At 47.2% G+C, this 12,514-nt stretch carries 7 protein-coding genes; 1 reads left to right on the top strand and 6 read right to left on the bottom strand.

What is annotated here, in order from left to right; genetic code table 11:
- Positions 1-29 precede the first annotated feature (29 nt).
- From R70331_RS11330 to R70331_RS11310, 5 genes are all read right to left on the bottom strand, one after another.
- Positions 30-1,766 carry a sensor histidine kinase gene (locus tag R70331_RS11330; protein WP_042175460.1) on the bottom strand — a complete coding sequence of 579 codons (1,737 nt, stop codon included), beginning with the start codon at positions 1,764-1,766 and terminating at the stop codon, positions 30-32.
- Between the two features lie 30 nt (positions 1,767-1,796).
- On the bottom strand, positions 1,797-4,184 hold the full coding sequence (gene galA, locus R70331_RS11325) for a beta-galactosidase GalA (RefSeq protein WP_042175458.1): 2,388 nt from the start codon (positions 4,182-4,184) through the stop codon (positions 1,797-1,799).
- A 222-nt stretch (positions 4,185-4,406) separates the two neighbouring features.
- On the bottom strand, positions 4,407-5,261 hold the full coding sequence (locus R70331_RS11320) for an MBL fold metallo-hydrolase (protein WP_042175456.1): 855 nt from the start codon (positions 5,259-5,261) through the stop codon (positions 4,407-4,409).
- 9 nt (positions 5,262-5,270) lie between these two features.
- Positions 5,271-8,027: an alpha-L-rhamnosidase gene (locus tag R70331_RS11315; protein WP_042175453.1), complete on the bottom strand. Its 2,757-nt coding sequence runs from the start codon at positions 8,025-8,027 to the stop codon at positions 5,271-5,273.
- Between the two features lie 47 nt (positions 8,028-8,074).
- Positions 8,075-9,460 (bottom strand): MFS transporter, encoded by a 1,386-nt coding sequence (locus tag R70331_RS11310; protein WP_042175451.1) that lies wholly within the window; start codon positions 9,458-9,460, stop codon positions 8,075-8,077.
- Positions 9,461-9,622: 162 nt separating this feature from the next.
- Here R70331_RS11310 and R70331_RS11305 point away from each other — a divergent pair, with 162 nt between their 5' ends.
- The gene (locus R70331_RS11305) at positions 9,623-10,699 is read left to right on the top strand and encodes an AraC family transcriptional regulator (RefSeq protein WP_042175448.1); all 1,077 of its coding nucleotides are present in this window, start codon (positions 9,623-9,625) and stop codon (positions 10,697-10,699) included.
- Positions 10,700-10,791: 92 nt separating this feature from the next.
- On the opposite strand, the gene R70331_RS11300 is transcribed toward R70331_RS11305, so the two are convergent.
- A complete protein-coding gene (locus R70331_RS11300; RefSeq protein WP_042175446.1) occupies positions 10,792-12,333 on the bottom strand; it encodes a glycoside hydrolase family 43 protein in 1,542 nt (513 codons plus the stop codon).
- Positions 12,334-12,514 lie beyond the last annotated feature (181 nt).

The raw sequence follows: 12,514 nt of genomic DNA, 5'->3' as shown, positions 1-12,514 counted from the left end.
CTCCTGATGCTTCTAATTCACCACACTTTTCATCGACGGGACTGCTCCTCAATCTCTGCACGATCTGTATGCCCTGCCGGAAGCAGGAGCTGAACGGTGGTTCCCGCCCCGTATATGCTTGCAATGGTCACACCATATTCGTCCCCGTATCTGAGCTTAATGCGCTCATTCACATTTTTGACTCCGTAACCGCCTGTCTGGCTGTGCCCGTCCATCATTTTCCTGACGTCTTCAGGCCGCATGCCAACACCGTTGTCGATAACCTTCAGCTCAATATTATCGCCAACCCGCCGGCCGGTCAGACGAATGGAGATCGTTTTCCCAAACCAGGCATGCTTGAATACATTCTCTACAAATGGCTGCAGCAGCAGCTTAATGACCTGCATATGCATAATCTCTTCGTCAACATCAACGTACAGGTTGAATGTATCGGCATATTTGACCCGCTGGATGTCAAGGTAGGTCTCCACCTGCTCCATTTCCTTCTTTAATTCAATGTACACATTGCCCTGGTTCAGCGTCAGCCGGTAGAAATGTGATAAGCCCTCAACCATCTGCGTAACCTTTCCAATCTCCCCAAGATTAGCAAGACTGCCTATAGTGGAAAGCGTGTTATACAGAAAATGCGGATTAATCTGTGCCTGCAGGGCTTCGAGCTCGGCTTGTTTTTTCGAAACCTCCTGCACATAAACCCTGTTTATAAGCTCCTGGATGTTAGCCGCCATATCATTAAAGGAATCAGCAATCTGTACAAATTCATCGTTTCCCGAGAAGCGGATCCGTTTCTGAAAATTACCCTCCTGGAAGGCACGCACCAGTCCAACGATCCGGCTCATCTTGCGGCCTGAAATACGCGCTACTACAAATCCGATCAGGGTCATGACTACAAAGCTGAGCGTACAGGCAGCCAGAATCACCATCCGCAGCCTCCCGGCATCCTGTGTCAGATACTTTTGCGGAACAAGGGTTTCAATAACCAGATCACTGCCCGGAATCTGCTCATGCAGACTCAGAAATTTATCGCGTCCGGCATCGTAATCAGCTGTTCCGCGTTGAAATATAGCCGTACCGGCAGCCCTGTCCATCAAGCGCAGCGTAATTCCCTCTTCTACAGGGAAGGTCTCGAAGCCGCCGAATAAATCCTCCAGCTTAACAGTAATCCGTATAAAGCCAACCATCGTTTTGTTATCACTGAAGCTGATCAGCCTGCGGACATGCGAGATATTGTTGAGCTTCTGATCCGTATCAATCTGCAGCCATATATTATCCCGCTTGGAGTCCTGGAGAGACTGAAACCATTCCTCGCCGGTGATATCCTCCAAGGGGAGGATATAGTAATCACTGTCTACTATCGGCTCATCGAGGTTATCTCCGGGGACTACATTGTAAATATTGTCTGGTGTATAGAGCATGAATCGGATCTGATTCCCGAACAGCTGCAGCGGTGCAGTCAGCTGGGGCAGAATATCATCGATCAGCGTCAGGTAATTCTCGAACGGAGTCCCCTTCAGCTCAATGGCGCGCTGAAAGGGCTGGCTCGCGAACAGGTTATCGGACATCCTCTGTATCTCATCCATCTGATACCTTATATTGTTTCTGGCCTGCTCCATCCCGGTTCTGACATTGGTCTCTGCCATCTCTGTCCGCGAATCGGTCAGCATGGAGTAAGAGATATAACCAATGAATACATCCGTCATTAGAACCAGAAGCAAATAGGGAATCATCATTTTGTAGGTGAAAGGCATGTATTTCGTTAACCTGCGCATTGTTAGGGGCCATCCTCTGTGTGAAATTCTTTAACCTTCTATATGATCTCCAGTTACGGTCTGCAGCATCAGCTCTGCAGGAGCAAGTCCTAAGGATTCAGCACGCAGCATAACAGAGCCTGCATCGCCGGAGGCCTGAACCAGCGCCAGACACCATCCGTTAAAGGCACGGCGCAGGGACGACTTGTCCGGCTCATGGCTGCTCGGATTACCGTTGCCAACACCCAGCAAGGAGCCTGCACCAGTAACCTCAAAACGAATTTCGTTATCGGCTGCCGGCACAATATTACCATCCTTGTCCAGTACAGCAACGCGGACCGGAATCGTATCCGTTCCGTCCGCCCGTGCTTCATGCCGGTCAGGAATTAATTGAATCTGATAAGGCTGGCCGGCTGTAACGACAGACTTCCTCGCTACTTCCTGTCCGCCGTGTTTCCCGACAGCTTCCAGCTGTCCCGGCTCGTAGATCACGTTCCAGGTCAAATATCCGTTTCTGTCCACCTGCTGTTCTCCCAGGCTTCTGCCGTTCAGATACAGCTCTACAGTGCCGGTATTGGAGAACACACGAACCTCGACAGGCTTACCCTCCGAGCCCGGCCAATTCCAGTGCGGCAGCAGATGAACCATCGGCTTCTCCGTCCACACAGCCTGCATATAATAATAGCTGTCTTTCGGGAATCCGCAAGTATCCATCAGACCGAAATGAGAGTTAATACACGGCCACAGGTATGGAGTCGGTTCTCCACGGTAATCAAATCCGGTCCACATGAAGACACCGGTCAAAAAGCGGTTGTTCACCAAATCTCTCCAGGCCTGCTGCGGTGTGCAGCCCCATGAAGGAATGTTCGTACCATATTCGGAGCAATAGCCTCTAACCGGATCATCTTCATAAATGCCTCTGGTTGCTGTGAAGCTGGCACATTCACTGCCAATCATCAGGCGGCCCGGGTATTGCTCATGGTCACGGATATCGAGATGATCGCGGTGTCCATAATTATAGCCGGTAATTTCAACCGCATCATTGTAGCCGTTCTCGTTCCAGCCGTGGTTCATTGCCGCACAGGTCGGGCGTGTCGGATCAATGCGCCGGGTTGTGTCCGCCAGTGTTTTGAGTATCCGGGCGCCTGTGACGGTGCCTTCCAGCACCTCTTCATTCTCCATGCTCCAGATAATGACGCTTGGATGGTTGCGGTCACGGTAGAGCAGCCGTTCCAGCTGGCTAATCCCGTTCGGGCTGCTGTCCAGCTTGCGGTTCTCATCCATCACCAGCATTCCGATCCGGTCGCAGATATCCAGCAGCTCCGGGGTTGGCGGATGATGTGCACTGCGGTAAGCATTGGAGCCCATCTCCTGCAGAAGCTTAAGCTTATATTCTATCAGGCTATCTGGCAAGGCTACGCCAACTCCGGCAAAATCCTGATGATTGCATGTCCCTTTGATGACCAGCGGCTCACCGTTCAGGAAGAAGCCCTCCTCCGCATCAAAACGGATGCTGCGGATACCGAACACTGTCTCATACCGGTCCAGCTCTTTTCCTTCATGGATGATTACCGATTCTGCCCTGTATAAATACGGCGAATCAGGTCCCCAGAGATTAGGCTGCTCCACCACGAAGCTCTGCGCAAGCTCCGTCTCGGCGTACCACTCGGCATAGGTATCTGCCGTCCCGGCACAGACCTGTTGCCCGGAGCCGTCATAAATCACGGTCTGCAGCGATACCTGCAGTCCATCAGTATAGTTATTGCGGATACGGGTGTTAATATTAACCGTCGCCTGTTCTTTGGCAACCTCAGGTGTGGTTATGTACGTCCCATATTCCGCCACATGCAGCAGATCCATATTCTCCAGCCAGACATGCCGGTAGATGCCGCAGCCCTCGTACCACCAGCCCTCGCATTCCGTCGCATCCACTTTGACAACAATGACATTACTGCCCTCATCCCCGTAACGGAGCACGTCCGACAGATCATAGCTGAATCCGATGTATCCCCCATGGTGACTGCCGATCAGATGGCCATTCACCCATACCGTGCTGGTGCCGGATACGCCGTCGAAACGGATCAGCCATTTGCTGCCCGCAGCCTCTGCCGGCAGGTCAAACCCCTTGCGGTAAAACCCGATTCCGCCCGGCAAATACCCGTGGCTCCCGTCCCTGGCTCCCAGATGCTCATCCTGGACATACTGCTGCTCCACACACCAGTCATGCGGGATGCTGACAGAAGACCAGTCCAGCTGCTGCTCACCCATTCCTTTATCGTTGAATGCGATATCCAGCCATTCCCCATCCTTGCGGGTGCTGGCATCCGTAATACCGCCTGTCATTCCGGCCTTAACTGCATAGGGAATCCGGATATCCCCTTTATAAAAGCTCCATTCCCCGTCAAACTGTACTTTGCTTCTTCCTGTGCCATTAATCATTGTGTAAATACCTCCCGGTAAAATAATACTCTCATTGTAGAGGAGAATTACAGAATAGAGTTAGTAAAAAAGATCATTTTCAGTAGTACAAATTGAACATTACGTAATTTCTAATTATTCCTGCTTGCACGACTACACCTTTTTCTGATGAAAATTGCATTACTGAACCTATAAAGAAACCCGGGAGAGGCGTGTTCTCCCGGGTTTCTTATATTACTGTCACTAGCCGTTTAAGCGTCCCATCTGGTGCTCAAATATTTGATTAACACTATAAATTATATTACCAATGCCACCGTCAACTCTCATAAAGTGCTGATCTACTGCCTTAGCTATACAGCATGTATAATCCATAAATGTGAACGGAACATCATCCGTTTGCCTGTTCATAATATCACCGCACAGCTTGATAACCCCCTCCAGCATATCGCCGGAAGCTTCACCTGCTAGATGACATAAGTATACCCGATCAAACTTACCGTCAACATTACGGGCCAGATTTTCCAGTGATTCCTTGTACTTCTCTACAGTATAAGAATGCTCATCAAACAGAAAAGTAGAGTAGTTGCAGGCATCACCAAGTATCAACGTCCGCTCCTCTTCAATCAGAATAGCCATCGTACCCGGGGTATGACCGCCAGCTGAAAAGATCCCAAGATGGATGCCTCCGAGATCGAAGCGGTCCCCCTCCTTCAGTTCCAGAAAGTCCGGCGGCTGAGGCAGAACAAATTCAAGCTCATTTAAGTCAGGCATAGCCGGCCCCAGGGTCATTTCCATATACTCCTGCCTTACCTTCAACTCCTGGTGCTCTGTATAGATAAGGTTATCTAACGGGCTCATATAGACCTTGTCGAATGCCGGAGCGCCCATTGCATGATCAACATGCCCGTGTGTCAGGATAACCGTAACCGGCTTAGAAGTTAGATGTTCAACAAATGCCCTCAGGTTACCCACACCAAGACAGGTATCTACAAGTACTGCTTCATGCTCCCCCTCAATTAGATACATGAATTCCTGCGACAGGCTCGTTATCCTTATCACGTGCTGCGATATTTGCTCTGAAGTATAGTAATGTATCATCCGCTTCTCCTAGTCCTGGATTTCCAGTATTTCTGCGGCGGCTGATTCAATATCCTGCTGCGTAATACCGAAGAAGTCCATCTTTACAAGTGTATTCAATGAATGCGTTTTTCCGTCGATATCATCCAGCGAGAGAAAATGAAAAATCCCCGGTAATTTACGCTGTAATACTTCTAGTGCCTGTTCATTCTTCACCATCTCTTCCAGACGGCTGTTCATTGTGAATAGCTTCCGGTAATCCGTTAAAGGCCGATAGGTTAATTCATGAACTCCCGGCTCCAGATTAAACGTTTCTCCATCATACTGCGGCAACACTACTTCGGCCCTACAGGCAAAAGGAACCTCAAAACGGATCTGCACGGTCCCGTCATCTTTAATCTTCCATTCCAACGCATACGTTCCGCTGACTGAATCATAAACAACTTGAAACGATTTGAATTTCCGGTTGATTTGAGGTGCAAAGCGGACCTTTTTAAATCCGGGCTCAAGCGGATCGATTCCCCCCAGGTTCCGGTATAAATACTCAATCACCGATCCATACGCGTAATGATTAAGTGAATTCATCATCGTGCCGCTGATTGTACCGTCAGGCAACACTGAGTTCCAGCGCTCCCAAATGGTAGTTGCCCCCAAATTCACACAATACAGCCAGCTCGGATATTCTTCCTGGAGCAGAAAATCGAGTGCTTCCTCCTCCATTCCGTTCTCAGCCAGTACTCTGCACATGACCGGCGCACCAACAAATCCGCCTGTCAGCTTGTGGCAATCCTTGTAGAATCTCTCCCGCAGCCCCTCCAGGAGCTTCGTTTTATCAGGATAAATCCCGAAATTCAAAGCGACCAGATAGCCGGTCTGCGTATCAATGCTTAAACGGCCCGATGAAGTGAAATATTCTGCAAGAATGGCTGCTCTGATCTTTTCCGCCATTTGGCTGTACTCTTCTGTAAGTAAATCCTTACCTAGCAGCGCCGCAGCCTCGGCGACCAGACGGGTCGATTCATAGTAGTAGCAGGAGCTGATGAAATAATCATCTGTCCCGCCTTTAAAGCTCTGCGGAGATCTGCCGTCCTGGGCCAGCCAGTCTGTTATTTGCGAACCGAAATTGTACAGATGCTGCCGGCCGCGCTTGGTGTCCTCCCGGGTAATATAATCCACCCAGTCTTTCATCATTGGAAAATATTGCGCCAGCATCTCCTTATCCCCGTATTGCTTGTATAATACCATCGGCAAAAAGGTTCCGATATCTCCCCACACGCTGCAGCCCAAAGGCTCACCCAATACTGGAATGTATATCGAAATAATGCCGTTATGTTTTTGCTGCTCTGTTCTTAAATCATGCATAAATTTATGATAAAAAGCCCGTGTATCCATATTATAGGAAGCGGTTCTTGCAAAAACCTGTGCATCTCCGGTCCAAGCCAGCCGCTCATCACGCTGCGGGCAGTCTGTCGGAAAATCAATAAAGTTGGACTTTTGTCCCCACAGCGCATTTTCAAAGAGACGGTTAATCTTCTCATTCGATGTCTGGATAAATCCGCTCTGCTCCAGATCAGAAAAGATTACCTTACCTGCAATATCGGTTACCGCCAATTCTCCAAGCCAGCCGGTTACCCTAACGTACCGGAATCCGAAGAAGGTGAAGCGGGGACTCACATACTCAGAAGTACCGTCCGAGATATAAACAAACTGAGTTTTGGCACTGCGGTAATTATCGTTGTAAAAGCTGCCGTTCTGTAAAATTTCACCGAAATCAAAAATCAGCTTTGTTCCCTTCGGAAATGTATTATGGAATGAAATGAGGCCTGAAAAATTCTGCCCCATGTCCAGTACCGTTTCTCTGGCCGGTGTATGGATTATACTTTGCGGATACCGCTCCTCTTTTACTATGACTGGTATGCTATAACGGCTCACCAGCTTTTTTTTGTCAAGGCTAAGGATACGTACCGGTTTTTCAGGATTTTCTTCTTCGGACCAGAGCAGACGGTTTAAGATTTCGCCATCGTAAATATCGCTTAATTCTATATCAGAGCCCTTATACCGCCAGCTTTCATCTGTCTGTATAATGTGCTTCTCGCCGCTTTGGTGTGTAATATGCAGCTCGGCAATACAAGCAAAGACACTTCCGAAGTTCTCCTTCAGATTCCCTAAACCAAAGCGGCCCTTGTACCATCCGTTCCCCAGCATAATTTCAATAGTGTTATTCTCCGAGAGTAAATCCGTCACATCATAGGTCTGAACCTGAATTTCCGTATTGTAATCACTATACAGCGGGGCCAGAAGCTCATTCCCTGCCTTTCGGCCGTTAATATAAGCTTCGTATAAACCAAGGCCCGTTATATACAATCTTGCGGTTGCTACCGGAGATTCCGATGCCAGACCAAACCCTTTACGGAAAAGCGGATGGAACGTATCTGCCTCTTGTGTACCGATCCAGTCAGCTATCCACGCCTCACCAAGTTTCCCGGTTTCAAAATAGCTAATTTCACTTACCGACAGCTCAGCCTGATCGGTTTCAACCTCTACTCTGTAGTAATACCTGGTCATGGGCTGACACTGCAGGTCCAAGGCTTCTCCTGTTGAATCTAAGTCCGCTCCTTCTTTACCATACAGAACAGGGCTCATACCCGGACTGGTGCTTACTTCAATTTTGCTTCTCTTTGCACTGCCGGCATAAGAATCCCTGACCTTCCATGAGCATTTCAGGCTTTCGAATGAATACCCCACCGGATTATAGATTCCATTTATTTTCAAATCGGTTACCTTCATAACTAATTCCCCTTTTTTTCAGCGAGTAGATTTTTTATGGATATCTATCATTGGCTTGCTGCTCTGTTCGCCTCCAGCTCTGATAGAATCTGAGTTCGCTCCCGGCCTTTAAATTTGCATATCAAGAGCGGAATGGAGCCCAGGACAGAGCTGATGCCTACACCAAAAGCATAGATAAAGAACAGACCCTGCAGTGTCGATGAGGATTGGGTTACCGCCTCCGTATTCAGCCCGATGTACGTCAGCAAAAGACCGGTTATAAAGGAACCGAACGCCGACATGACTTTGGCTGTTAAAGACTGGACGGCGAACATAATACCCTCCGCGCGCATTCCTGTCTTCCATTCAGCGTAATCAATAGAGTCTACTACATAAATCGTAGATAAGGTCATGCTTGCAGACATAAAGAATCCGGCAAGAATAGAAATGAGAAACACGAATATCAGGTTACTGTATCCTACGGTGAAATACACAGCCCCTACAATCAAAGAAGCGATCCCGTTGTACAGGAATAACGTTGGCGTTTCCACTCTCTTTAGCAGCTTAGGAATGACTACAGGCGTCAACAAGAATCCGATCATTGTTGGAATCATAATAAAGGACAGCAAGGCAATACTGCCCAGATTGTAGATGGCGTAGAAACTGGTAATCATCGTAATGACCATCGTCAGCACTTGGAATAATTGGCTGATGATATAGGCTTGCAGCGGTTTATTTATTCTCAGGATATGAATCATACTCTTAAGGCTTGTTTTGGAGGAGGAAGGCTTGACCCGCTCTTTCGATACAATGAACAACACGATAAAGCTGATTGCCGCAATCAATGAAACTAACCAGCCCAGATAGGAGTAACCCCCGCCGCTGTTTGGCATAGTGGAAAAATAAGAAATAAGGAGTCCGCCGATTAGAGAAACAATAATAGTCCCCATTGTCGTTGCAGATTTCGTTAAGCTTACTAAGGAATTACGTTTCTGGGGATCTGTCGTCATGGTAGCTGACATACTCCAATAAGGAACATCCAGCAACGAAAAGCCGATTCCCCAAAGGGTATAGACAGTTGCCACATAGGCGATTTTCATTGCCTCAGACGTAAATCCAGGATCTATAAACAGCAGGAAGGTCAAGCCAGCCCAGAAAAGTCCGCCGAACAAAATATAAGGGCGAAGCTTACCATATCTCGTACGTGTATTATCTATGAGATACCCGACAACCGGGTCACAGAACGCATCAAGAAATTTAGTAATCAGGAGGATCGTCCCGACGGTTATTGGTGATATTTTCAAGATAGCGGTTGCAAAAATCATAAAGAATGTATTTACAACACCAGACAATGCCGAATCCCCTATGCCCGCAAACAGATAACCTGCCAGCTCTTTTCTTCTAAACGGGATTTTGGAAGTATTCTCATAATACTGCTCGTAACTTTTGCCCATTTGTTTCCCTCCGCATATTAACGATTAGTGGAATAAAACGTCTTGCCGGGGTACCCTTATCGCTATATTAAATGATGTAAGCACTTCCACCAATGTCCGGAGCTGTTGTCTAGACTAACCAAATATGATATGTTAATCATCAAATCAGCCGGGAGGAAATATATGGATTACAGGCAACTTGACATTTTTCTATATGAATTGACCGATCTTGAGCAATCACTGCAGTTCGCTGAGCTAACGGATGAGATGATCCTCGAACAAATTCTCAATCCTGAGATATCTGATAGCCTACATACTGGGCACAGCACAACTGTAAGCGCTGACAATCAACTGAATATGCTGACCAACCCGCCGGCGTATAACTATTCTGTAGAGAATGGCATCCTCAAATTAAACGTTACAGGTGAGGCATTTGTTATTTCCAGACACACCCGGTTTGTTAGAATGATTAACCATACCCACAACCTGTTTGAGATGAATTACGTTTACAGCGGGACCTTCTACCAGGAGATTCAAGGGCAACGCTTCAAATTAACAGCAGGAGATCTCATTATTCTCAATAAAAATGTGGAGCATTCGATCGACCGGGTAGGCAATGATGACGTACTGATAAATTTTTTAGCCGAGAACGAATTTTTTGACAGCTCCTTTATTTATAAAGTCCTCGGTGATAATGTCATGGGCAAAACGATTGCCTCCATTCTTACCAGCGAGACAAGAGAGAACCAATTTTTGCTGTTTCACACTGCGGAGCATTGGCAAATCAAGCAGACCATTCAGAATATTCTATGCGAAACATTCGACAACCGCAGACGGCCCAATTCCGAGATTATTAAAGCTTATCTGACTATATTATTCAGCAGACTTCTAGAAACGGAAAACTATGAAATGTTTCTGCGGAAAGTCGTGAAGTCTCCAAACATCTCAATAGTAAACCTGCTTGCTTATATCGATGCTAACTATCTGAATATGACATTGGAGGATACAGCTAACCAGTTCAGTTACTCTCCAGAGCATTTAGGCCGGATTATCAAAAAGGTGACCGGAAAAACATTCTCCGCACTAATTCATGAGCAGAAGTTCAAGCATGCGGCCCGGCTTCTCCGGATGACGGATCAGACAATCGAGAGCATCTCTGAAGAGATCGGCTACAGCAATCTGACTTACTTTTATCGTAAATTTCATGATTTATACGAATCAACTCCGAGAGATTACCGGCGGCAATTCAGAACGGAATAAGGGAGAGCTGTACAGAGGGCCGGGCCTTTGCACAAAATAAAATGACCACTAAATCTGCTGCTAAGCAGGCTTAGTGGTCATTTTATTAGACGCTAATTAGTAACCAGCGCAGGGGTCTGATAATGAAACCAGTCAAAATAGGCAGGGCTGCTAGCCTTATCCCCGTTGCCTGTAGCATAAAGGCCAATATACACACCTGTAAATCCTCCAGCCACTTCGGTAGCCAACAAGCTGCTCTCTGCGTACCCAAGCAGCTTAGAGTCAGCATGCTCAGGGTTGCGGTAATAAAATGAATACTCCTTGGGATTGGCAACAATATCCATAATAATATGATTCTCATTGTACGGATGCTGTTCAGCGATCATCCAGACAGAGCCCACTCTTTTGCGTAAAATAACCGAACGCTGTCCATCCACACGGGTAAGGGCGATTTCATAATGGTGCAGCTCATTCATATACACAGTGAGTCCTGCTTCATCCTTGTGACCAGGCTCGAATTCCAGCCGTGCAGAAGCACTGCAATTAAAATGCTGCTGACGGCGGGCTACAAATGCAGGGGAATCAACATCATCTAAGGTAACCGCTGAACCATGTAAAGTTAGCCAGCCGGAGCGGGTCTGAAGCGACCAGTCCTCCGGTTGCGGATTACGTGCAAAATTCCAAACATCATCTAATTCGGCAGAATTAAAATGATCTAGTTCATTCTTATCTGGTAAGGCTCCTGTATAAAATGACGGCCCTTCCATTTCAGGGTGTATATGTCCATTGTCACCAATCACCGGCCAGCCATCTTCCGACCATTCAACCTTGGACAAGTAAGTCTCCCTGCCCAAATGATGTCTTCTGGAAAAGGGGCGAATGCCCAGCATGACTGCCCACCAGCTTCCATCATGTGCCTGGACGAAATCGGCATGCCCTGCAGCCTGTATGGGATATGCTGTACTGCGTTGGCTTAAGATCGGATTGTTCGGGGCACTTTCAAAAGGGCCATAAGGAGAACTGCTTCGCGCAATGGTAACCATATGCCCGTACTCCGTCCCCCCTTCAGCAATCAGCAGATAATAATATCCGTTAATCCGGTACAGATGCGGGCCTTCCGGAGCTTTCCCACCTGTCCCTGTCCAGATCAACTGACGCTGCGAGTTCAGCTTCCCTGTCTCTATATCCAGTTCCGCCTGATATATGCCTGCTTCCTGGCTGGATAACGCATTGGTTCCCGTTATGTACACAGAGCCGTCTTCATCAAAGAACAGGGATGGGTCGATACCCGGCCAATCCAGAAAAACAGGATCAGACCAAGGCCCTGCCGGATTGCTTGCACGAACATAAAAATTTCTAATTTCACTATCCGCCCTGCCTGTGATAACGGTTGTAATCATATAAAAATATTCATTATAGTATCGAATCGTCGGGGCAAAGATACCCATGGAGCTCCCCACTTTAGGAATGGATAGCTGCTGAGGACGCGTTAAGCAATGTCCAATCTGCCGCCAATTCACCAAATCCTGACTATGGAAAATAGGAACTCCTGGAAAATAGTGAAAGGAGCTGTTTACCAGATAATAATCTGCTCCTACCCTGCAAATACTAGGGTCCGGATAAAAACCTGAAATAATAGGGTTTTTAAAATTCATATTTCATTCTCCTTGAATATTTTCAACTAGAATAACGTAAATTGCTGAAAAATAAAACTGTGAAACGGTCAATTAATTGATGCGATTTGGTTATTATGATAACGCAATCATTGAAGTTAAAATCTAACTATGTCCAATTAAACTTCGACCTATACGATAAAATGCTATAAAAAAACTAGAG

This window comes from Paenibacillus sp. FSL R7-0331, assembly GCF_000758645.1.
GTDB lineage: Bacteria > Bacillota > Bacilli > Paenibacillales > Paenibacillaceae > Paenibacillus_AQ > Paenibacillus_AQ camerounensis.
This window is presented reverse-complemented; position numbering and strand designations above follow the sequence as displayed.